Origin of the sequence: Amycolatopsis sp. WAC 01376 (assembly GCF_003947415.1) — a bacterium.
Classification (GTDB): domain Bacteria; phylum Actinomycetota; class Actinomycetes; order Mycobacteriales; family Pseudonocardiaceae; genus Amycolatopsis.
Window position 1 is genome coordinate 1,244,407 of sequence record NZ_QHKL01000002.1, and the last position, 20,598, is coordinate 1,265,004.

The window sequence follows — 20,598 nt, forward strand, 5'->3', positions numbered from 1 at the left end:
GCCGAAGCCGTTGGTCGGTCAACGGTGAACGGCGGTGAAGAGTTCATCTCGGCGCCTTCTGGTGAATACACGATCGGGTTACGGTCCGAAAATGACCAACAAACGATCGCGGATCGCCGCCGCGCTGCTCGTTCTGCTTGTCACGTTCTTCGGCGGGCTGAGTGCCGCGCAGGCCACGGCCGCCCCCGTCTCGATCCAGCAGAACCCGTGCGGGGATCTCACCGGGTTCAAGCACGTGTCGCTCTCGTCGCTGCCCGCCGAGGCGACGACGACCTACAACCTCATCCAGAAGGGTGGCCCGTTCCCGTACCCGGACAAGGACGGCACGGTCTTCTCCAACCGCGAGAACATCCTCCCGAAGTGCGCTTCGGGCTACTACCGCGAGTACACGGTCCCGACGCCGGGCTCGCCCGATCGCGGTGCGCGCCGCATCGTCACCGGTAACGCCGGCGAGCACTTCTACACCGCCGACCACTACAAGACCTTCTCCGTGATCGACGCCGACGGCACGCCCGCTCCGAAGTGCGGTGACACCTCGAAGCTGACGAAGGTCGGCTACTCGACGCTGTCCTCCGCGGCGAAGTCCGTGGTGGACAAGGCCCGCGGCGGCGCGACCGGCACGGTCTACGAGAACCGCGAAGCCGTGCTGCCGTCGTGCGCCGCCGGTTACTACCAGCTGTTCCCGGTGGGCACGAGCGACCGCGTGATCTCCGGCAAGGGTGGCGAGATCATCTACACCCCGGACCGTTACGCGACCTTCAAGCTGGTGAACCTCAACGGCTGATCCGCTCATGCAACATTTCGTGCCTCCTCGTCCGTGAGATACACCGGAACACGGACGAGGAGGCACGATGCGGTCTGGGGACGATGCGAGCTTCAGGGAGTTCGCCAGGGACAAGGCGCTACCGCTCAGGCGGACGGCGTATCTGCTCTGCGGCGACTGGCATCTCGCGGAGGATCTGGTCCAAACCGCGCTCATCAAGCTCTACCGGGTCTGGCCGAAGGTCCGCCGGAAAGGGCCCGTCGACAACTACACGAGGCAGATCCTGATGCGCTGCTGGCTCGACGAGCGGCGACGACCTTGGCGGAGCAGAGAGAACCGCGACGGCGTCGTCCCCGAAGAGCCTGCCATCCCGGCCGATACCGGGGTCTCGGATTCGCTGCTTCACGCCCTCGCCGAAGTTCCGCCGAAACAGCGCGCCGCCGTCGTGCTGCGCTACTGCGCCGATCTCCCGGTCGCGGAGGTCGCCGTCGCGCTGCGCTGTTCGGAAGGGACGGTCAGGAGCCAGGCCGCGCGAGGGCTCGACGCCCTCCGCGCGGCCCTGCAGAGACAGCACGACGAGGCTGTCTCCGGGAGGAGCGCGTGATGGACGAACTCGAAAACAGGCTGCGCGGGATCGAACTGGCCGAGCCGCCGCTCGGCTTCGACCCGGACGAAGTCGCCGGGACGGCGGCGAAAAAGGTGCGAAACCGGCGGGCGGTCGCGGGGACGGGGGCCGTGACGCTGGCGGTGATCGCGGCCGCGGTGGCGTTCGTGGCACCAAGGGAGAGGACGGTGGAGGTGGCACCGGCGGCGCCCCCGAGCCGGGCCGAGCAGAAGGCACGCGATCTCCGGCACCTGAAGGACGTGCTGCCGGGCATCCTGGTCGGCGCGCAGGACATCTCCGTCCGGGATTTCGTCCAGGTGAACGACTGGGACCTGATGACCTCGGAGATCGAGTACACCGACGCCACCGGGATCAAACGGCAGCTCAACCTCACCATCAGCGGTCCGGTGACCACGAAGGAGGGCTATCCCCGCCAGGGCTACTGCGACCCGGGTCGGCGGGGCGACGCCATCGGGCCCGACCGGAAGCCGATGAGGTGTGAAGAGCTGGTCACGCCGTCGGGGATACCGGTGGCGATTTCCGAGACCACGCCCAAGAACCCGGACCAGGTGGGCGAGCCGGTGGTGACCGGTCAAGGCTTTTCGACCGGCAAGGTCATCGGCCGTCAGGCGATCGCCTGGCAGCCGGACGGCGGATCGGTCAACGTCGGAGACCTCGGTGACGTCGGCTCCTCGGACTCCGGACCCTCGCTGACCGACGAACAGCTGGTCAAGCTCGTCACCGACCCGGCCTTCACGTTCCGGTGATCATGGCGCGCGGTACCGGCGGGGACACGCCCGGTACCGCGCGCTTTCACCCCTTACGGCGGCGATGAGGGCAAACTGATCTCAGGGAATGTGGGGATCGCTGTAGCAGCAGGTAGGGAGTGGGCCGTGTACCGGGTTTTCGAGGCGCTCGACGAGCTCGTCACCATCGTGGAGGAAGCCCGCGGCGTGCCGATGACCTCCAGTTGCGTCGTGCCACGCGGGGACACCCTCGAGTTGCTCGACGACATCCGCGACGCCCTCCCGGGTGAAGTCGACGACGCGCAGGACGTCCTCGACAAGCGCGACCAGCTGATCCAGACCGCCCGCACCGAAGCGGCGGAGACCGTCTCGACGGCGAACACCGAGGCCGACCGCACGGTCGCCGACGCCCAGGCCGAGGCCGAGCGCATCCTCGCCGACGCCCGCGCCCGCGCCGAGCAGATGATGAGCGACGCGCACGGCGAGGCCGAGCGCATGGTCGCCGCCGGACAGGCCGAATTCCAGAGCCTCACCGACCGCTCCCGCGCGGAGTCGGAGCGGATGATCCAGGCCGGCCGCGACGCCTACGAGCGCGCCATCGAGGACGGCCGCGCCGAACAGGCCCGGCTCGTCGCCCAGACCGAGGTCGTCCAGGCCGCGCACGGCGAGGCGGCCCGCATCGTCGACGAAGCGCACGTCGAGGCCGACAAGCAGCGCAGCGACTGCGACGCCTACGTCGACGGCAAGCTGGCCGAGTTCTCCGAACTGCTGGCGACCACGCTGCGGACGGTCGACTCCGGGCGCAACCACCTGCGGTCCCCGGTCAACCTGCCGGGCAACAGCCGGACGTCGCTGTACGACTACCAGTCTTAATCCCTCAAGTACATGAAGGCCCTCTTCACCGCGCTAGGCGCAGGGTCCCGGCAAAGTCGTATAACCGCTGGTCGGCCCGCCGTCATGGCGGGACAAGGCGAACGTGTCGACAGGAGCGGGCTCCCCGGCAAGGAGCCTCACGCGGCTCTTGACTGTCCATAAGGGACACTTTTCGAGATAAAGGTGCCCGGTTTGGGCGACTTGCGCGGTTTTGCGAGGGGGTCGTGAGTGATTTTTGTTGCTCTAACCCTCATTGCCACTCACGACCCCCCCGCAGAACCGCACATAGCGGCATCAATCAGACACTCAAACGCTCGGCGGTGTCCCTTGTGGACACTGAAGTCCGACGGCGTCCAGAATCAGGCTTGCCCCACCTCGGCTCGCCCTTGATCAAGCTCCACTACCGGCACATGCGGCCCCGCGACGGTGCAGGAATAGTCGCCTGACCTGCAGATCTCGACGTTGCCGGAAGGGGGCCTTCATGTACTTCACGGTTGCTCCCGGGAGCAGGGAGAGCAAGGGACCTTTGCTATCACTTCGCAGGTCAGCCCCTGATTTCGCGAGCGGCCGAGCCTGACCAGGCCCAAGCCGGCTGGTCCGTTCGGCAACGGAGGTAGTGAGGGCCTCCTTCACTGCCTTGAGGGTAGGTAAGGAGGCCTTCACGGACTCTGGGTCCCTCAAGGGGGCCTTCACGGACGTGCCCGTAAAGAAGTGGCGGGGACTGCGTACCCTGGTCACCGATGTCTGAGAACAAGTCGCCGCAGGCCAGGCCTGCGCAACTGGACGGCCGGAACCCGTGGGTGCTCGACACCCGTGAACTCGGCCGTCACGCCGGCCTGAGCAAGGCCGTCCAACGCACCATTCCCGTCGAGACCGCGCTCGGTGTGCCCGACGTCATCACCATCGACGCCGGCTCCAGCCTGGAACTCGACCTGATGCTCGAATCCGTCGTCGAGGGTGTGCTCGTCAGCGGTACGGCGTCCGCCGTCGCGACGGGGCACTGCTCGCGGTGCCTCGACCCGATCACGGAAGACGTCGAGGTCGACCTGACCGAGCTCTTCGCCTACCCCGGCTCCGCGACCGAGGAGACCACCGACGAGGACGAGATCCCTCGCCTGGTGGACGACCGGATCGACCTCGAGCCGACGGTCCGGGACGCGGTGGTGCTGGCTCTGCCGCTGGCCCCGCTGTGCACCGAGGACTGCCGGGGACTGTGCATCGAATGCGGTGTCAAGTGGGCCGATCTCGAGCCCGGGCACGGGCATGAGAAGATAGACCCTCGGTGGGCCACGCTGGTGAGGCGTTTCGGCGACGAAACGGCCGATGACCAGGCTGATGGCCCCGGAAAGCAAGCCTGACGAGCACCAGCTCGTTCCGGAGAAGCAAGTTCGCTCGCGACCGCGGGCAGACCGTCTGAAGGAGATCTACTCGTGGCCGTCCCGAAGCGGAAGATGTCGCGATCCAACACCCGCGCGCGCCGCAGCCAGTGGAAGGCGGCTCCGGTTCAGCTGGTGCCCTGCTCCAACCGCGCCTGCAAGCAGCCGAAGCTCCAGCACATCGCGTGCCCGGCCTGCGGCCAGCACAACGGTCGCCAGGTCGTCGAGCCCGCCTGATCGGCAGCTGACGACATGGGGGGCAAGTCGGCCGGTGGACCACCCGTGGACACCGCACCACTGCTCGAAGCACTCGGGATCACGATCGAACCCGAGCTGCTGACGTTGTCGTTGACCCACCGTTCTTATGCGTATGAGAACGGTGGGTTGCCACCGAACGAGCGCCTGGAATTCCTCGGGGACGCGGTGCTGGGTCTGGTCGTCACCGACCACCTCTACAACACCCATCCCGACCTGGCCGAAGGTCAGCTCGCGAAGCTTCGTGCCAGCGTGGTCAACATGCACGCGCTGGCCAGGGTCGCGCGCGGCCTCGGCGAAGGTGGGCTCGGCAAGCACCTGTTGCTGGGCAAGGGCGAGGAGCTCACCGGCGGCCGGGACAAGGCGAGCATCCTCGCCGACGGTCTCGAAGCCGTCATCGGCGCCGCGTACCAGCAGCACGGTATCGACATCGCGCGCAAGCTCGTGCATCACCTGTTCGACGGTCTGCTCGCCGAAGCGCCGCTGCGTGGCGCCGGACTGGACTGGAAGACCAGCCTCCAGGAGCTGACCGCGTCGGCCGGGCTCGGCGTGCCCGAGTACAAGGTCGAGGACACCGGTCCCGATCACCGCAAGGAGTTCACCGCGACCGTTCTCGTCGGCGGGCGTGAACTCGGCTACGGCTCGGGAACGACCAAGAAGGAAGCCGAGCAGAAGGCCGCCGAGACGGCCTGGCGACAGCTTTCGGCCGAACTCGACGTCGAACAGCCGCCGAAGACCACCTGAGTCCCGCACTCCCTCGTGAGTGGTAATAACGGTTCTGGCCGTCATTACCACTCACGAGGGCCGGTGGGAGAATCGACGTCATGCCCGAACTCCCCGAGGTCGAGGTGGTCCGAGCCGGGCTCGAGGCGCATGCCTCCGGCCGGACGATCACCGAGGTCGAAGTCCTCCACGCCCGCGCGATTCGCCGTCACGAACTCGGCGCCGAGGATTTCACCGGACGCCTTTCCGGCACCAAGATCACCGCCGCCCGCCGTCGCGGCAAGTACCTGTGGCTGGAGCTTTCCGACGGCCAGGCCATGCTCGCGCACCTCGGCATGAGCGGCCAGATGCTGGTCCAGCCCGAAGAAGCGCCTGACGAGAAGCACCTTCGCGTGCGATTCCGCTTCGCTGACAACGGGCCCGAGCTGCGCTTCGTCGATCAGCGGACTTTCGGTGGTCTCGCGCTCGCGGAACTCACCGAGGTCGACGGGACTGCGTTGCCGTCCACCATCGCACATATCGCCCGCGACCCGATGGACCCGCGCTTCGACCTCGACCAGGCCGTCCGCGCGCTGCGGTCGAGGCGGACGGAGATCAAACGCGCCCTGCTCGACCAGACCCTCGTCTCCGGTATCGGCAACATCTACGCCGACGAAGCCCTCTGGCGATCCAAACTCCACTGGGCCCGGCCCACCGAAAAGCTCACCGCGGCACAGGGCCGGACGGTCCTCACCGCCGCCGGCGAGGTCATGGACGCCGCGCTCGTCGCGGGCGGGACGTCGTTCGACGCGTTGTACGTCAACATCAACGGCGAGTCCGGGTATTTCGACCGGTCGCTCGACGCCTATGGCCAGGAAGGCCTGCCGTGTGGCCGGTGCGGAACCGCGATCCGGCGTGATCCCTTCATGAACCGCTCGTCCTTTTCGTGCCCCCGATGCCAGCCGCGTCCTCGCTTGAGGTGAAAACTGTCGTGTACGGCGCGGGTGTCGCGTCAACTAGCATGAACGGGCACGACATTGAGGGAGTGGGATGGTGGCCGCGACCGAGCCCGGCAAGACGACGCTCGCCGAGAAGATCGACAAGCTGTTCCAGATCGTGCTGAGACCCGATCGTGAGCCGTACAGCCACGAAGAGGTCGCCAAGGCGTGCCGGGAAGCCACCGGTGAGAGCTTCTCGACGACGTACCTGTGGCAGTTGCGCACAGGTCGCCGCGACAATCCCACGAAACGCCACCTCGAGGCGCTCGCCCAATTCTTCGGTGTCTCGCCGGCGTACTTCTTCGACGACGAGCAGACCGCCAAGATCGCCGAGGAGCTCGCGCTGCTCGGCGCCCTCCGCGACGCCGGTGTCCGGGATGTCGCGCTGCGGGCCGTAACACTTTCCCCCGATGGACTCGACACCATCAGCGACATGATCGACGCGATCGCCCGCAGGGAATCCGGACGGGGCGGCACGAAGAAGGAGACGTGAGTGGACCGCCGCCGTAAAGAGCTGTGGCGCCGCTGCCGGGGTCTCGCCGACGGCGTCGCTCTTCCCGAACCCTTCGACGCCGAGGCCTTCACCGCCGAACTGGCCGCCGAACGTGGCCGTCCGATCGAGTTGATGCAGGTCAGCGTCCCTTCCAGTGGCCCGTGCGGGCTGCTGATGAGCACCGAGCGCGCGGACTACATTCTTTATCCGACCAACACCACCGCCCTGCACCGGCGGCATATCCTCCTGCACGAGGTCGGCCACCTGTTGTGCGGCCACACCGGTTCGGACGTCGGCGCCGACGGGATCGCGCTCGACGCCGCCGCCAGCAAGACCCTCATGCCGAACCTGTCGCCAGAACTCGTCCGCCGTGTCCTCGGCCGTACGAGTTACAGCGCCGTCGAGGAGCAGGAGGCCGAATTGCTCGCCAGTCTGCTCGCGCAACGCGTCGCACGGACGACGGCGCGCGGAGCGGCGCGTCTCGACGAGAGCGGGAGCGATCTCGCCGGCGGGATGGCCAGGGTCGACAACCTCTTCGGCAGCCGGAAACGGCGCCGGCCGTGACCGAGACCATCGCGTACTTCTGCTGCGTGGTGGCCTTCGCGGGCTTCGGGTACAAGCTGATCCAGGCCCGGCACACCCAGCCGCTGCGGCGGATGTGGTTCCTCAGCGCGTTCGGGATGTGCATCGCGGGCGGCATCATGCTGCTCACCCCGGCCATGGAAAACGCCGTCGGCGTCGAGGAACCCATCGGAAGCCTGCTGAATCTGGGGGCCGATCTGCTCAAGATCGGCGCGATGGCCTTCGCGGTCGCGTTCGCGCATTCGCTGAAACTGGGGGAGGGCAAGCGGATCGGCTGGCACGCGCTGCTGTCCTGGATCGTCGTGGCCGCCGAGATCGTGCTCTTCTTCCTCTCCGACAGTTACCGCGTCGGCGAGCACACCGCCGCCGGGCCGGGCAGGCTCGGCTGGTTCGTCGCGTACAACGTCCTTTTCCTCGTCTACGGTCTGATCAGCCTGCTGACCTTCTCGATCGTCTTCGCCCGCTTCGCGCGCCATGCCGATCCGGGCCCGCTTCGCACCGGGCTGTGGTTGCTCGTCGGCGGCGGGGTCGCCGCGCTGGGCTGGACCTTCTGGGACGTCGACGACATCTACATCCTCGCCACCACCGGCGAGGTCAACGCCGGTGAGGAAACCGTCTCGTCGATCCTTGCGGCGCTTAGCGTCGGGCTCGCCGGGGCGGGCGCGACGCTCAGCGTGTGGGGGCCCGCGCTGGCCACCCCGTTCCGCCTGATCGGCACGTACCGGACGTATCGCCGGATCGAGCCGTTGTGGACCGCGATGCGCGAAGCCGTCCCGGGAATCGCGCTGGACCCGGGTCCCGGAATGCCGGGCGGCGTCGAGTTCGCCTTGTACCGCAGGGTGATCGAGATCCGGGACGGCCATCTCGCGCTGCGTCCCTACTTCGATCCGGACGTGCCGCCGGTCGCGGAAGCCGAAGCACGCAAGGCGAAGATCCCCGAATCCCGGGTCCCCGCGACGATCGAGGCCGCGGCCTTGGCCGCCGCGCTGGTCGCCTCCGAGGCGGGTCGCCGGTACGCCCCCGACGACGTTCCGGCGACCTACCTCGACGAGCCGGACATCGCCACCGAAGCGGCGTGGCTGGTGGAGGTCACGCGCGCCTGGCGACGGTCCACTGTGGTCGGACGCATCCGCGACCGAGCCCGCGGAACGCTTGCTGCTTAAGCCGAAACGATCGCGGTGACGGACTGACTGTCAGACGGTGACGCGGCGCATCGTGGCGAAACCGCCGGCCCCCGCGACGCAGACCAGCAGGGCGAGCACCCCGGTCACGCCGCCGACGGTCAGCGTGCTGAAGAACGTGCCGAGTTTCGGCCAGGAATCGGTCCAGCTGAGCAGCAGCACCCCGCCCACCAGCACCAGGACCTGCGCGGCACCGAACACGACCACGCCCAGTACCGCGGCACGCCGGTAGATCAGGCCGTACCACATGCCATAGACGAACATCAGCGCCAGGAAGACGAACGACGTGAGCAGGGTCAGATACCAGGAGCCGTCGAGCAGCCAGGGCACCCGGAAGTAGTTGAGGCCGAGCCCCCAGCCTCCAGTCGCTTCCTCGATCGCCTGGAACACGACGATCCCCACCGCGTACAGCGCGGAAAGCCCGGCCACCAGGAGGATCGTGCCCAGGTAGTACGACCGCCTCGACACGCCGAGCGCGAGCCCGAACGGCAGCGACTTCGTCATGCTCAAGGCACCGCAGACGAACATGAAGACGTACAGCGTGAACAGGCCGCCGGAGTAGTTCTCCTCGGGCGTCTCGGGAATCACCGAGAAGATGGTGAGATTCACCAGGAACGCGAAGAACGTGACGCCGACCGGCAGGATCAGGAACTGGAGCCGGTCCACCAGGTGGTAGCGCGCGACTTTGACCAGGGTGTTCATGCGGACGCCTCCTCCGCTGTCGTCTGTCCGGTGTTGGAGGTGTGCACCATCAACTGCTGCAGGGAAAGCGGTTCGAGCTTCAGGTGCAGGGCCTGTGCCCGCGCCTTCGCGGCGGCGTCGAGCGCGTCGACGACGGTGACCGAAGCCCGCGAACCGATCTTGCGCCGGTGCAGCACGCGGCGGCCGGCGACGAAGGATTCCACCGCCGTGGCGGGTCCGCTGACCGTGGCGGCCGAGCCGCGCAGTTCGTCGGCGGGCGCGTCGAGCACGACGCGGCCCTTGTCGATCATCACCACGTGCTCCAGCAGATCCGCCACCTCGTCGATCAGGTGTGTGGAGAGCAGGACCGTGCGCGGATGAGTCGAATAGTCGTCGAGCAACCGGTCGTAGAACAGTTGGCGCGCGACGGCGTCGAGGCCCGCGTACGGCTCGTCGAGCAGCGTGAGCTCCGCCCGTGCCGCCAGTCCGATCGTGATCGACAGCGCCGAGCGCATTCCTCGCGAGAGCTTCTTGATCGGGCGCTTCGTCGGCAGGTCGAAGTCGCGGAGCAGCGTGTCGGCCAGTTCCGCGTCCCAGTTCGGGTAGAACCACGACGCCGCCGAAAGGGCGTGCCGGACCTTGAAGTCCGGGAACTGCTGGTCTTCGCGGACGAGCACCAGGCGCTGAAGCACCCGTTCGTTCTCCACCGGGTTCTCGCCGAACACGCGGACCGAGCCCGTGCTGGCGAACTCCTGCGCGGTGACGATGCGCAGGAAGGTGCTCTTGCCCGCGCCGTTGCGGCCGAGCAGGCCGGTGATCTTGCCTTCTTCGATGTCGACCGAGACATCGCCGAGTGCGAGGTGGTCGCCGTAGCGCCGGGTCAGGCCGGTGGTCGAGATGGTCGGCGTCATGCGGCGGGTCCTCCGGTCCGGTGTCCGTTCCCGCGGATGAGCGAGATCAGGGTTTCGTCGTCGATGCCGAGGCGTCGCGCTTCGATGAGCATCGGGTCGAGGTACTGCTCGGCGAACCGTTGCCGGCGGTCGGTGAGCAGCTTCTGCCGTGCGCCGCCGGCGACGAACATGCCGATACCGCGCCGCTTTTCGAGCAGTCCGTCATCGGCGAGCACGTTGATCCCCTTGGCCGCCGTCGCCGGATTGATCCGGTAGAAGGCGGCGAGTTCGTTGGTTGACGGCACGCGTTCCCCCTCGGCCAGGCTTCCCTCGGCGATGTCGTCGGCGATCTGTTCGGCGATCTGCACGAACAGGGGTGTTCCTTCGTCGAGCACGACACCTCCGTTCCCAGTCTTCGTGCACCCGTGCCGGGTGCAGTGGTTCATTACTGGAGTAAGTAACCCATGAACCACCCGTCCGACGCAAGCGGGTTCCGCCGTGCACACTACTGCGCAATGCGTGGTACCTTCTGTTGCGTAAGACTGGGAGGGACGCGACTGTGGAGATCAGTCAGCTACTTAAAGGCGTGCTGGACCTCGCCGTTCTCGCGGTACTTCGCGGAGAGGACGGCTACGGCTATGACGTGCTCCGAAGACTTCGCGTCGCGGGGTTGCAGGAAGTGGGCGACGCTTCGGTGTACGGAACGCTTCGGCGGCTGTACAAGGCAGGCCTGCTGACGTCGTACGTGGTGCCGAGTGAAGAAGGCCCGCACCGCAAGTACTACAGCCTCAACGAACCGGGTCGCCAGCGCCTCGAAGAGTCGGGGCAGACCTGGCGGACTTTCGCCACGACAATGAACAGCCTGTTGGGAGAGGCAGCATGAGCACGCAGAATCCGACCGCCGTGCGGGTGTATCTGGCGAGGGTCAGGAGCGCGCTCGCCGACCTTCCCGAGAGCGAAGTCGAGGAGATCCTCGAAGACGTCCGGCCCCATCTCGCCGAGATGGAGGCGGAACTGGGGGAGAACCCCAAGGTCGACGCCTTGATCGAGCGGCTGGGCAGCCCCGAGAGCTACGCCGCCGAACTGCGGGCTTCGGGCGGCTATCCGCCGCGTCCGGCCGATGCGGGTGACAAGACCACCGTGCTGAAGGTGAAGACCGGGATCGGCGGAGCGCGGTTCGCGTTCTGGGGCCTGGTGTTCTCCGTCGGCGGCTTCGCGCTGTTCGGCTTCGCCGCCGCGGTGTGGGTCCGGGTGGAACCGTTGGTGGGCCTGCTCTTCGTCGCCCCCGTGTTCGCGATCAGCGTCGCCTACGTGGTCCGCAAGGGCGTCGCCCCGATCGCGGAACTGCCCGAGGTGGGCAAACTCCGCGAGATCGCGGCCTCGTTCCAGAAAGACCGGAACAGCAAGGGACTGAACTACTTCCGCACGCTCAAGCCGGCGTGGTGGATACTGTGCGCGGCGGTGCTGGTCGTGTTCGGCCTGCTGCTCGTTGTCCGCGACACCGAGGCCGTTTTGCTGCTGCCGCTGATGCTGCTGGCGGCCGTCGCCGTGGTGTGGGCGGGCCCGAAGCTGAAGGCCGACCGGCGGCTGCTGTGGCTGGCCGTGCCGATCTCGGCGTTCGTCGTCGGCAGCATGCTCGGCGGCGCGGGCGCGGCGGTCGACCTGATCGCGAAACGGTCCTACGGCAACGGCTCCTACAACAGCGGCTACACGCCGAACTACAGCGACAACTACGGCAACCCGCAGTTGATGTACGGCAGCCAGGACGTGGAGAACATCTACGCGTTCGACGCCGAAGGCAAGCCGCTGACCGAGATCTACCTCTACGACGAGAACGGCCGTCCGCTCAGCACCACGCGGTACGCCTGCGAGAGGAGCACGGGCGAGAAGCGGAAGGTCGGTGACGACAACCGCTACCCGCGGCCGCGGCTCGAACGAGGCGTCCAGGACAACGACGGAAACCTGGACGGCTACAACGGTTCCCGCGGCTACTGCCAGGAACGGACCGACATCCCGTTCAGTGCGGCGATCCCGAAGGGGGCGCCGGTGCCGCCGACTTCTCAGGCCGCCCCGCCGTCGTCCACCTCGGTGGCGCCGCCGACGCGCTAGGTGGTCCGGGTGGAGGCGGCCGTCGGGGGCGCCTCCACCCGGTTTCGTGGGTGATCGGGAGGGTAAGGCAACGTCGGGAGCCCAACGGCCGCGAGCGAATCCCGCGATCCGACGCCTTCCCCTTGTCCTTAATGGACACCAGTCGAGATGGCGGTGCCCGACGTGGGCGATTCGCACGGCTTTGCGCGGGGGTCGTGAGTGGCGATGAGGGTTATTGACCCGTAAGGCAAACGTGTCGCGTTCCCGGGCGAGGTCAGGGGTGGGGCGAAGGCTCCCTTCGCTGCGTCTGATGCGGTGAAGGACGCCTTCGGGCCTGGTTGGACGGCGGCAGCGACTCCTGAGTGAGCCCGCGACACTCCTTGACTATCCACAAAGGACGCTTTTCGGGGCGCGGATGCCCGGTTTAGGGTATTTGCGTGATTTCGCGTGGGGGTCGTGAGTGGTAATGAGCGTTAGAACGCTCATTACCACTCACGACCCCCACGTGAGACCGTGCATGCAGGCATCAACCGGACATTTCACCGCTCGACAGTGTCCCCTGTGGATACTCAAGACGCGGCCGGCTCCTGTGGTCAGTCCAGAGCTACGCCACGGAAGCCTCCTGCCTACCTTGAAATCATCGAAGAAGCCCTTCATCGGTGCCCAGCTACGCCATATTTGCCTTACCTCTCAATAGAACCCCCACTTGCCACTCACGACCCCCAAGCGAACCCGCACATCTAGCCATCAAGCGGACATTTACCCGCCAGCGAGTGTCCCTTGTGGACACTCCGGACGCGGCTGGCCCCTGTTGGCCAGTTCGGAACCGCGAACGCCGGTGGTTGGGACTACGAACCACCGCATCCAGAGGACGAAATGCGGATGCGAGGATCGTCCAGGGAGACGTAACCTCCGGGGCAACGCGTTGACGGAGACGAGTAGCCGAAGGACCACGCGAGACCCAGAGAGCCGCCGGTAGCTGCGAAGGCGGCCTCGCGCCCTTGCGGTGAAGACCCTCCCGAGTGCGGGGAGGAACGGCGTCCGCGCCCCATGCCCCGCCGTCCGGCCCTCGTCATCGGGCCTTCGAGGCCGCCGCTCGTCCAGGGCGGCGGCGAAAGTGCGGTGGTACCGCGAGTTCCCTTCTCGCCCGCACTCCCAAGGGGTCGCGCATATCCGTACAGGAGTTGTGATGATCTCGCGTGTCCTCGTCGCCGACCTGCCCCGGCACGTCGGCGGCCGCGTCCGCATCGCCGGCTGGGTGCACCGCCGGCGCCGCTTGAAATCCGTCACCTTCCTGGTGATCCGGGACCGCTCCGGACTCGGTCAGGTCGTGCTCGCCGAACCCGGCGGCCCGCCGGAGGAGACCGTGGTCGAGGTCGAAGGCCTCGTCACGGCGAACCCTCGAGCACCCGACGGTGTGGAACTGACCGAGCCGTCGGTCGAGCCGCTTTCCGAACCCGCCGAACCACCGCCGTTCGACCTCTACCGGCCGTCGGTTCCGGCGGCGTTGCCCACGGTGCTGGACAACGCCGGCGTCGCGCTCCGGCATCCGCGGCTGAAGAAGGTGTTCACGGTCGCGGCGGCGAGCGTCGCCGGGTTCCGGTCGACACTGGACGGACTCGGGTTCACCGAAACGCATACGCCCAAGATCGTCTCGTCGGCCACGGAATCCGGCGCGAACGTCTTCGGCATCGACTACTTCGGCAAGCGGGCCTTCTTGGCGCAGTCGCCGCAGTTCTGCAAACAGGCGCTGGTCGGGGTCTTCGAGCGGGTGTACGAGGTCGGCCCGGTCTTCCGCGCCGAACCGCACGACACGGCGCGGCATCTCGCGCAGTACACCAGCCTCGACGTCGAACTCGGCTTCATCGACGACCACCACGACGTGATGGCGGTGCTGCGGGAGGTCGTCGCCGGGATGGCCGCCGCCGTTCCGGAGGTGGAAGTCGTGGTGCCCGAGGAGATTCCGGAAATCCACTTCGCGGAGGCGCAGGACCTGATCGCGCGGCTGTCCGGCGAAGACCCGCGTGGCGAGCCGGACCTCGCGCCCGCGCACGAGCGGCTGCTTTCGGAGTGGGCGCTGCGCGAACACGGATCGGAATTCCTGTTCGTCACCGGCTATCCGATGGTGAAGCGGCCGTTCTACACGCATCCGGACCCGGAGCGGCCCGGGTACTCCAACAGTTTCGACCTGCTTTTCCGCGGGCTGGAACTGGTGACCGGCGGCCAGCGGCTGCATCGGCATGCCGACTACGTCGCCGCACTGGCGGCGCGCGGGGAGTCCACCGAGCCGTACCGGGACTATCTGTCCGTCTTCGCGCACGGGATGCCGCCGCACGGCGGGTTCGCGCTGGGTCTCGAACGCTGGACGGCCCGGTTGCTCGGGCTGCCCAACGTCCGCCAGGCGGCGCTGTTCCCGCGTGACCTGCACCGCCTGACCCCGTAGCGGATGTCATGAAAGGGTCGTTCAGGACGAAAAACGTCCTGAACGACCCTTTCATGACACATCAGGCCGGTGAGGCTCAGTGGAGGAACGCGCTCCTGGCGGCCAGGTCGGCCAGCAGGGCGCGGCCCTTCTCGGCGTTGCGCGGCTGGGCCAGGACGTCGTAACGCCGGGCGACCAGCTGGCTCTGCGAGATGAACCCGCGCTTGTTCTTTGAAGTCGCGTACCCCAGCGCGCCGAACAGCAGGTTGAACGCGATACCGCCGACGAGGCCGACGAGGATCGGCACCAGTCCGGCGCCCGGGTTCAGCAGGCTCAGCACGAGGCCGAGGAACATACCGAACATCGCGCCCGACAGTGCCGAGCTGGTCAGCACCTTGCTCCAGCCCATCCGCCCGGCGATCCGCTCGACCAGGATCGGCTCGACACCGACGATGGTGACGTCCGTGATCGGGAAGTCCGTTCCCGCGAGGTGGTCGACGGCACGCTGCGCTTCGGAGTACGACTCGTAGGAGCCGATCGGCCACCCGCTGGGCAGCGTCGGGAGCTGAGCCCGCCCCTGGGGCTCGGTGAACGTGGTCTGCTGCGTGAATGCCTGTGTCATTCCTTCTCACCTCTCTTGATCCGTACAACGTTCCGGGTGTGCGGATCTCCTCCCGTCCGGCGGGATTCACAGCATCTTCTCAGCCGGGCATCGCAGACAATCCGCCCAGGGATCAACTACAGTCCGCAATGGGTAACGAGTCAGACCATTGGCCGAGTTGACCAGGTTGGGCCCACCCGGTAGGAAGAAGCCGCAAAGGTACCGCTTCGAACCTTTAGGTGAGGCTGATGGCGAACAGGCGCGGCATGCTCACGCTGGATCGGCTCCGGGAACTGGTCGAGGACGGCACGGTCGACACGGTGCTGGTGGCGGTCACCGACATGCAGGGCAGGCTGCAGGGCAAACGCTGCGCCGCCGAGTACTTCCTCAACGAGGTCGTCGAGCACGCCACCGAAGCGTGCAACTACCTGCTCGCGGTCGACGTCGACATGAACACTGTCGACGGCTACGCGATGTCATCCTGGGAGACCGGCTACGGCGACTTCGTCATGCGCCCGGACTTCGACACGCTTCGCCTGCTTCCGTGGCAGGAGGGCACCGCGCTCGTCCTCGCCGACCTCGAACGGGTGCAGGGCGGCGCCGTGGCCCCTTCGCCGCGCCAGATCCTGCGCGGTCAGCTCGACCGGCTCGCCGCGCGTGGTCTCGCCGCGTACGTCGGGACCGAACTGGAGTTCATCGTCTTCGACGACACCTTCGAGTCGGCATGGGAAAAGCGGTATCAGGACCTTCGCCCGGCCAACCAGTACAACGTCGACTACTCGATGCTCGGCACCTCGCGGATCGAGCCGCTGCTGCGCCGCATCCGGAACGACATGGGCGGGGCGGGACTGTACGTCGAGTCGGCCAAGGGCGAGTGCAACCCCGGCCAGCACGAGATCGCGTTCCGCTACGCCGACGCGCTGACCACCTGCGACAACCACAGCGTCTACAAGACCGGGTCCAAGGAGATCGCCGCGCAGGAGGGCAAGAGCCTCACGTTCATGGCGAAGTACAACGAACGCGAGGGCAACTCCTGCCATATCCACATCAGCCTGCGCTCCGCCGAGGGCGAGCCCGTCCTGGCAGGCGACGGCCCCGGCGGGTTCTCGCCGCTGATGGAGCACTTCCTCGCCGGTCAGCTCGCCGGGCTGCGTGAGCTGACTTACTTCCTCGCGCCGAACATCAACTCCTACAAGCGTTTCGTCCCCGGCAGCTTCGCGCCGACAGCCGTCGCGTGGGGCACCGACAACCGCACGTGCGCGCTCCGCGTCGTCGGGCACGGGGACTCGCTGCGCACCGAGAACCGGGTCCCCGGCGGCGACGTGAACCCGTACCTCGCGGTGGCCGCGCTGATCGCGGCCGGTTTGCACGGCATCGAGAACGAACTGGAGCTGGAGCCGGAGTTCCACGGCAACGCCTACGGTTCCGACAAGCCGACCGTGCCGACGACCCTGCGGGAAGCCGCGACGCTGCTGGACAAGAGCGAACTCGCCAGGACCGCGTTCGGGGACGAGGTCGTCGACCACTACCTGAACGCGGCGAAGGTCGAACTCACCGCGTACGACGCCGCCGTCACCGACTGGGAGAGGATCCGTGGCTTCGAACGGCTGTGACCCCATCATCGGTCTCACCTCCTATCTGGAACCCGCGAAGTTCCTCGTCTGGGAGACCGAAGCCGCGCTGCTGCACCGGGTCTACGTCGACGGGATCGTCGCGGCGGGCGGGATCCCGGTCCTGTTGCCGCCGGTGAGCGGGGCACACGATCGGCTGATGTCCGCCGTGGACGGGCTCGTACTGGTCGGCGGCGCCGACGTCGCCCCGGCTCGCTACGGCCAGGAGCAACACGCGACGACGTACACGAGGCCGAACCGGGACGCGTTCGAGTTCGGCCTGCTGCGGTCCGCTTTGGACACGGGAAAACCGGTGCTCGGCGTGTGTCGCGGGCTACAGGTGCTCAGCGTCGCGCTGGGCGGCACGCTCGCCCAGCACCTGCCGGACACTTTGGACAGTGCGGATCACCAGCCCGCGCCAGGGACCTTCGGCAGCACTACGGTGACGCTTGCCGAGGGGAGCCGGGTCGCGGCGATCCTCGGCACCGAGACCAAGGTGCCGTGTTACCACCATCAGGCGATCGACAAGCTCGGTGACGGGCTGATCCCGGTCGGCTGGGCGGCGGACGGGACCATCGAGGCGGCCGAACTGCCCGGCGACGGGTTCGTCCTCGGCGTCCAATGGCATCCCGAACAGAATCCCGACGACATCAGGCTTTTCGAGGCGCTGGTAGAAGCAGCTAAGGAGCGCGCATGACCACGTTCGAGGTGATCAACCCCGCCACCGAAGAGGTGGTGAGGTCGGTCGAGCTGACCTCGGCCGAGGAGACCGACGCGGCGATCGCCCGCGCGCACGCGGCGTTCCCCGCCTGGCGCGCGGTGGCCCCCGGCGACAGGGCGCGGTTGTTACGCCGCTTCGCCGACGCCGTCGACGCCGACATCGAGAACCTCGCCGCGCTGGAGGTCGCCAACGCCGGCCACACGATCGGCAACGCGCGCTGGGAAGCGGGCAACGTCCGCGACGTGCTGACGTACTACTCCGCGTCGCCCGAACGGTTGAGCGGCAAGCAGATCCCGGTACCCGGCGGGGTGAACATGACGTTCCACGAGCCGCTCGGCGTGGTCGGGGTGATCGTGCCGTGGAACTTCCCGATGCCCATCGCGGGCTGGGGGTTCGCGCCCGCGCTCGCCGCCGGGAACACCGTCGTCCTCAAACCCGCCGAGCTCACCCCGCTGACCGCGATCCGCCTCGGCGAACTCGCCCGTGAGGCGGGGATCCCCGAAGACGTCTTCCAGGTGCTCCCCGGCAAGGGATCCGTGGTGGGACAGCGGTTCGTGGACCATCCCGCGGTGCGGAAGGTGGTGTTCACCGGCTCGACCCAGGTCGGCAAGCAGATCATGGCGGGCTGCGCCGCGCAGGTGAAGCGGGTCACGCTGGAACTCGGCGGCAAGAACGCGAACATCGTCTTCGCCGACGCCGACCTGGAGAAGGCCGCGGCGACCGCGCCGTACGGCGTCTTCGACAACGCCGGGCAGGACTGCTGCGCGCGGTCGCTGATCTTGGTGCAGTCGAGCGTGTACGAGAAGTTCATGGAACTGCTGGAACCCGCGGTGAACGGTGTGGTCGTGGGGGATCCGCGGCTGGAAGTGACCGAGATGGGGCCGCTGATCTCGGCGGGGCATCACGCGAAGGTGTCGTCCTATGTGGACGACACCGTGCCGGTGGCCTTCCGGGGCAACGCGCCCGTCGGCCCCGGGTACTGGTTCGCGCCGACCGTCGTCACCCCGCCGGATCTGCGGCATCCGCTGGCCTCGGAGGAGATCTTCGGCCCGGTCGTCGCGGTGGTCCCGTTCGACGGCGAGGCGGACGCGGTGACCATGGCCAACGACACCGAGTACGGCCTGTCCGGCTCGATCTGGACGCGCGACGTCGGCCGCGCCTTCCGCGTCGCCCGCGGTGTCGAGGCCGGGAACCTTTCGGTGAACTCGCATTCGTCCGTCCGCTACTGGACGCCGTTCGGCGGGTTCAAGCAGTCCGGGCTGGGCAGGGAACTCGGTCCGGACGCCGTCGACGCCTTCACCGAGACCAAAAACGTCTTCATCAGCACGGAGGATTAAATGGTTCAGCGTTTCGAAGGCCGCGTCGCGGTCATCACCGGCGGCAGCAGCGGCATCGGCCTCGCCACGGCGCGGCGGCTGGCGAGCGAGGGCGCGAAGGTCGTCATCGGCGACATCTCCGCCGAGGCGGGCAAAGCCGCGGCCGACGAGGTCGGCGGCCTGTTCGTGCAGGCCGACGTCACCGACGCCGAACAGGTCGATGCCCTGTTCCAGACCACTGTGGACACTTTCGGCTCGGTCGACGTCGCGTTCAACAACGCCGGCATCTCCCCGCCCGAGGACGACTCGATCCTCACCACGGGCATCGACGCGTGGGAGAAGGTGCAGAAGGTCAACCTGACCTCGGTGTACCTGTGCTGCAAGGCGGCCCTGCCGCATATGCGACGGCAGGGCAAGGGCTCGATCATCAACACGGCGTCGTTCGTCGCGGTGATGGGCGCGGCGACGTCGCAGATCTCCTACACCGCGTCCAAGGGCGGGGTGCTGGCGATGAGCCGGGAACTGGGCGTGCAGTTCGCGCGCGAGAACATCCGGGTCAACGCGCTGTGCCCGGGTCCGGTGAACACCCCGCTGCTGAAGGAACTGTTCGCGAAGGACCCCGAGCGGGCGGCGCGGCGGCTGGTGCACGTGCCGGTCGGGCGGTTCGCCGAGCCGGAGGAGATCGCGGCCGCGGTCGCCTTCCTGGCGAGCGACGACGCCTCGTTCATCACCGCTTCGCAGTTCCTGGTGGACGGTGGGATCTCGGGCGCCTACGTCACTCCGCTCTGATCCCGCGCGTTTAGTCCTCTAAATGCGGTCGTCCTGGTCCGCCACCCCCGTCACTCGTCCCGGTGGCTGGGATGGCGGGCCGCTGACCTGCGCTGTAGTCCTGAGACGCGGAGCCGCACGGTTCCGCGATCCGAAAGCGCGGGAGGCCCGAAGAATGACCCGGCAGATGAGCACCGCCATGCGTGACTGCATCGACCTGTGCAACGAGTGCCACGTCAGGTGCGAGGAGATGTTGACGCGCTGCATGGAGATGGGCGGCGCGAAACTCGGGATGATGATGGTGACCTGCGCGGACATGTCCCGCATGTGCGCCGACATGATGATGCGCTGCTCCGCCATGGTCGCCGACCTCGAGATGATGCGCATGTGCGCGAAGATGTGCGGCCTCGCCTCCCAGATGATGCGCATGTGCGCCCAGGAGTGCGCCAGGACCGGTGACGCCGAGCTCGCCGACGCGGCCGACATGATGATGCGGTGCGCCGAGCTCTGCGGCACGATCACCGCCGAGATGATGATGGAGAACGCGTAACTCGCGTGCTTGGAGGCGTAACTCGCGTGATCGGAGGCGTAACTCACGAGTTGCGGCTCCAAGCACGTGAGTTACGGCCCCAGACACGCAAGTGACGTCGTCGGGTGGAAGTAGACGCGCGTCGAACACGCCAGGTACGGTGTGCGCACAACTACAGACAGGGCCGTTGAGCTGGAGCGGGAGAGCCCTCACGAACGTGGTGGGGCACCGAAGGAGCAAACTCCCCGGAATCTCTCAGGTACTCACTACCGCTTCCGCGAGGCCACTCTGGAAAGCAGGCGCGCAAGTGCGCCTCACCCAAGGTGAAAGCCGCATCACGTGCGGTGAAACTCTCAGGTGCCATGACAGAGGGGGAGTTCCCAGCGCACCGGTCTATCC

General features: G+C 67.4%; 23 protein-coding genes and 1 riboswitch. Of the genes, 19 read left to right on the plus strand and 4 right to left on the minus strand.

Going from position 1 to position 20,598, the window contains the following annotated elements; all coding sequences use genetic code 11:
- The first annotated feature begins 91 nt into the window (after positions 1-91).
- From DMH03_RS15160 to DMH03_RS15210, 11 genes are all read left to right on the plus strand, one after another.
- Positions 92-784 carry a ribonuclease domain-containing protein gene (locus DMH03_RS15160; protein ID WP_125792592.1) on the plus strand — a complete coding sequence of 231 codons (693 nt, stop codon included), beginning with the start codon at positions 92-94 and terminating at the stop codon, positions 782-784.
- A 67-nt stretch (positions 785-851) separates the two neighbouring features.
- Positions 852-1,367, plus strand: coding sequence for an RNA polymerase sigma factor (locus DMH03_RS15165; protein WP_125792593.1), 516 nt, complete (start codon positions 852-854; stop codon positions 1,365-1,367).
- Positions 1,367-2,134: a hypothetical protein gene (locus tag DMH03_RS15170; protein WP_125792594.1), complete on the plus strand. Its 768-nt coding sequence runs from the start codon at positions 1,367-1,369 to the stop codon at positions 2,132-2,134. Before DMH03_RS15165 ends, DMH03_RS15170 begins: the two co-directional genes overlap by 1 nt.
- Before the next feature lie 126 nt (positions 2,135-2,260).
- On the plus strand, positions 2,261-2,986 hold the full coding sequence (locus DMH03_RS15175) for a DivIVA domain-containing protein (protein ID WP_125792595.1): 726 nt from the start codon (positions 2,261-2,263) through the stop codon (positions 2,984-2,986).
- A 740-nt stretch (positions 2,987-3,726) separates the two neighbouring features.
- Positions 3,727-4,344, plus strand: coding sequence for a DUF177 domain-containing protein (locus DMH03_RS15180; RefSeq protein ID WP_125792596.1), 618 nt, complete (start codon positions 3,727-3,729; stop codon positions 4,342-4,344).
- Positions 4,345-4,416: 72 nt separating this feature from the next.
- Entirely contained in the window at positions 4,417-4,599 is a 183-nt protein-coding gene (rpmF, locus tag DMH03_RS15185) for a 50S ribosomal protein L32 (RefSeq protein WP_005160412.1), read from the plus strand.
- A gap of 15 nt (positions 4,600-4,614) precedes the next feature.
- Positions 4,615-5,361: a ribonuclease III gene (rnc, locus tag DMH03_RS15190; protein ID WP_199748877.1), complete on the plus strand. Its 747-nt coding sequence runs from the start codon at positions 4,615-4,617 to the stop codon at positions 5,359-5,361.
- An 80-nt stretch (positions 5,362-5,441) separates the two neighbouring features.
- The gene (gene mutM, locus DMH03_RS15195; protein WP_125792597.1) at positions 5,442-6,302 is read left to right on the plus strand and encodes a bifunctional DNA-formamidopyrimidine glycosylase/DNA-(apurinic or apyrimidinic site) lyase; all 861 of its coding nucleotides are present in this window, start codon (positions 5,442-5,444) and stop codon (positions 6,300-6,302) included.
- A gap of 67 nt (positions 6,303-6,369) precedes the next feature.
- Entirely contained in the window at positions 6,370-6,810 is a 441-nt protein-coding gene (locus tag DMH03_RS15200; RefSeq protein ID WP_125792598.1) for a helix-turn-helix domain-containing protein, read from the plus strand.
- Positions 6,811-7,374 (plus strand): hypothetical protein, encoded by a 564-nt coding sequence (locus DMH03_RS15205; protein ID WP_125792599.1) that lies wholly within the window; start codon positions 6,811-6,813, stop codon positions 7,372-7,374. It abuts the gene before it with no gap.
- Positions 7,371-8,555, plus strand: a complete 1,185-nt coding sequence (locus tag DMH03_RS15210; RefSeq protein WP_125792600.1) for an MAB_1171c family putative transporter — start codon at positions 7,371-7,373, stop codon at positions 8,553-8,555. Before DMH03_RS15205 ends, DMH03_RS15210 begins: the two co-directional genes overlap by 4 nt.
- A gap of 30 nt (positions 8,556-8,585) precedes the next feature.
- Here DMH03_RS15210 and DMH03_RS15215 read toward each other — a convergent pair whose 3' ends face one another.
- The 3 genes from DMH03_RS15215 to DMH03_RS15225 are packed head-to-tail and all read right to left on the minus strand — an operon-like array spanning position 8,586 to position 10,539.
- The gene (locus DMH03_RS15215) at positions 8,586-9,275 is read right to left on the minus strand and encodes an ABC transporter permease (RefSeq protein WP_125792601.1); all 690 of its coding nucleotides are present in this window, start codon (positions 9,273-9,275) and stop codon (positions 8,586-8,588) included.
- A complete protein-coding gene (locus DMH03_RS15220) occupies positions 9,272-10,165 on the minus strand; it encodes an ABC transporter ATP-binding protein (RefSeq protein ID WP_125792602.1) in 894 nt (297 codons plus the stop codon). The genes DMH03_RS15215 and DMH03_RS15220 overlap by 4 nt, the downstream gene beginning before the upstream one ends.
- On the minus strand, positions 10,162-10,539 hold the full coding sequence (locus DMH03_RS15225) for a GntR family transcriptional regulator (RefSeq protein ID WP_125792603.1): 378 nt from the start codon (positions 10,537-10,539) through the stop codon (positions 10,162-10,164). The genes DMH03_RS15220 and DMH03_RS15225 overlap by 4 nt, the downstream gene beginning before the upstream one ends.
- A gap of 164 nt (positions 10,540-10,703) precedes the next feature.
- Here DMH03_RS15225 and DMH03_RS15230 point away from each other — a divergent pair, with 164 nt between their 5' ends.
- The 3 genes from DMH03_RS15230 to aspS all read left to right on the plus strand — a co-directional run bounded on the left by DMH03_RS15230 (position 10,704) and on the right by aspS (position 14,675).
- Positions 10,704-11,027, plus strand: coding sequence for a PadR family transcriptional regulator (locus DMH03_RS15230; protein ID WP_005160429.1), 324 nt, complete (start codon positions 10,704-10,706; stop codon positions 11,025-11,027).
- The gene (locus tag DMH03_RS15235) at positions 11,024-12,253 is read left to right on the plus strand and encodes a DUF1700 domain-containing protein (protein ID WP_125792604.1); all 1,230 of its coding nucleotides are present in this window, start codon (positions 11,024-11,026) and stop codon (positions 12,251-12,253) included. The genes DMH03_RS15230 and DMH03_RS15235 overlap by 4 nt, the downstream gene beginning before the upstream one ends.
- A gap of 1,168 nt (positions 12,254-13,421) precedes the next feature.
- Positions 13,422-14,675: an aspartate--tRNA(Asn) ligase gene (aspS, locus tag DMH03_RS15240; protein WP_199748879.1), complete on the plus strand. Its 1,254-nt coding sequence runs from the start codon at positions 13,422-13,424 to the stop codon at positions 14,673-14,675.
- Between the two features lie 76 nt (positions 14,676-14,751).
- Here the strand turns inward: aspS and DMH03_RS15245 are convergent, their stop codons facing one another.
- Entirely contained in the window at positions 14,752-15,276 is a 525-nt protein-coding gene (locus tag DMH03_RS15245) for a general stress protein (RefSeq protein ID WP_125792606.1), read from the minus strand.
- Between the two features lie 227 nt (positions 15,277-15,503).
- Between DMH03_RS15245 and DMH03_RS15250 the strand changes: the two genes are divergently transcribed.
- From DMH03_RS15250 to DMH03_RS15270, 5 genes are all read left to right on the plus strand, one after another.
- Positions 15,504-16,868, plus strand: coding sequence for a glutamine synthetase family protein (locus tag DMH03_RS15250; protein WP_199748880.1), 1,365 nt, complete (start codon positions 15,504-15,506; stop codon positions 16,866-16,868).
- Positions 16,849-17,562 carry a gamma-glutamyl-gamma-aminobutyrate hydrolase family protein gene (locus DMH03_RS15255; RefSeq protein ID WP_125792607.1) on the plus strand — a complete coding sequence of 238 codons (714 nt, stop codon included), beginning with the start codon at positions 16,849-16,851 and terminating at the stop codon, positions 17,560-17,562. The genes DMH03_RS15250 and DMH03_RS15255 overlap by 20 nt, the downstream gene beginning before the upstream one ends.
- On the plus strand, positions 17,559-18,923 hold the full coding sequence (locus tag DMH03_RS15260; RefSeq protein ID WP_125792608.1) for an aldehyde dehydrogenase: 1,365 nt from the start codon (positions 17,559-17,561) through the stop codon (positions 18,921-18,923). The genes DMH03_RS15255 and DMH03_RS15260 overlap by 4 nt, the downstream gene beginning before the upstream one ends.
- Positions 18,924-19,691, plus strand: coding sequence for a 3-oxoacyl-ACP reductase (locus DMH03_RS15265; protein WP_125792609.1), 768 nt, complete (start codon positions 18,924-18,926; stop codon positions 19,689-19,691).
- A 154-nt stretch (positions 19,692-19,845) separates the two neighbouring features.
- Positions 19,846-20,220 (plus strand): hypothetical protein, encoded by a 375-nt coding sequence (locus DMH03_RS15270; RefSeq protein ID WP_125792610.1) that lies wholly within the window; start codon positions 19,846-19,848, stop codon positions 20,218-20,220.
- Between the two features lie 257 nt (positions 20,221-20,477).
- A riboswitch (glycine riboswitch) is annotated at positions 20,478-20,578 on the plus strand.
- The last annotated feature ends 20 nt before the right edge of the window (positions 20,579-20,598 follow it).

What these genes read in the sequence shown, in the direction of transcription:
- DMH03_RS15160 (WP_125792592.1), top strand. Translation starts at nt 92, where the DNA reads ATGACCAACAAACGATCGCGGATCGCCGCCGCGCTGCTCGTTCTGCTT.
- DMH03_RS15165 (WP_125792593.1), top strand. Translation starts at nt 852, where the DNA reads ATGCGGTCTGGGGACGATGCGAGCTTCAGGGAGTTCGCCAGGGACAAG.
- DMH03_RS15170 (WP_125792594.1), top strand. Translation starts at nt 1,367, where the DNA reads ATGGACGAACTCGAAAACAGGCTGCGCGGGATCGAACTGGCCGAGCCG.
- DMH03_RS15180 (WP_125792596.1), top strand. Translation starts at nt 3,727, where the DNA reads ATGTCTGAGAACAAGTCGCCGCAGGCCAGGCCTGCGCAACTGGACGGC.
- rnc (WP_199748877.1), top strand. Translation starts at nt 4,615, where the DNA reads ATGGGGGGCAAGTCGGCCGGTGGACCACCCGTGGACACCGCACCACTG.
- mutM (WP_125792597.1), top strand. Translation starts at nt 5,442, where the DNA reads ATGCCCGAACTCCCCGAGGTCGAGGTGGTCCGAGCCGGGCTCGAGGCG.
- DMH03_RS15200 (WP_125792598.1), top strand. Translation starts at nt 6,370, where the DNA reads ATGGTGGCCGCGACCGAGCCCGGCAAGACGACGCTCGCCGAGAAGATC.
- DMH03_RS15215 (WP_125792601.1), bottom strand. Translation starts at nt 9,275, where the DNA reads ATGAACACCCTGGTCAAAGTCGCGCGCTACCACCTGGTGGACCGGCTC.
- DMH03_RS15220 (WP_125792602.1), bottom strand. Translation starts at nt 10,165, where the DNA reads ATGACGCCGACCATCTCGACCACCGGCCTGACCCGGCGCTACGGCGAC.
- DMH03_RS15235 (WP_125792604.1), top strand. Translation starts at nt 11,024, where the DNA reads ATGAGCACGCAGAATCCGACCGCCGTGCGGGTGTATCTGGCGAGGGTC.
- aspS (WP_199748879.1), top strand. Translation starts at nt 13,422, where the DNA reads ATGATCTCGCGTGTCCTCGTCGCCGACCTGCCCCGGCACGTCGGCGGC.
- DMH03_RS15245 (WP_125792606.1), bottom strand. Translation starts at nt 15,276, where the DNA reads ATGACACAGGCATTCACGCAGCAGACCACGTTCACCGAGCCCCAGGGG.
- DMH03_RS15250 (WP_199748880.1), top strand. Translation starts at nt 15,504, where the DNA reads ATGGCGAACAGGCGCGGCATGCTCACGCTGGATCGGCTCCGGGAACTG.
- DMH03_RS15260 (WP_125792608.1), top strand. Translation starts at nt 17,559, where the DNA reads ATGACCACGTTCGAGGTGATCAACCCCGCCACCGAAGAGGTGGTGAGG.
- DMH03_RS15265 (WP_125792609.1), top strand. Translation starts at nt 18,924, where the DNA reads ATGGTTCAGCGTTTCGAAGGCCGCGTCGCGGTCATCACCGGCGGCAGC.
- DMH03_RS15270 (WP_125792610.1), top strand. Translation starts at nt 19,846, where the DNA reads ATGACCCGGCAGATGAGCACCGCCATGCGTGACTGCATCGACCTGTGC.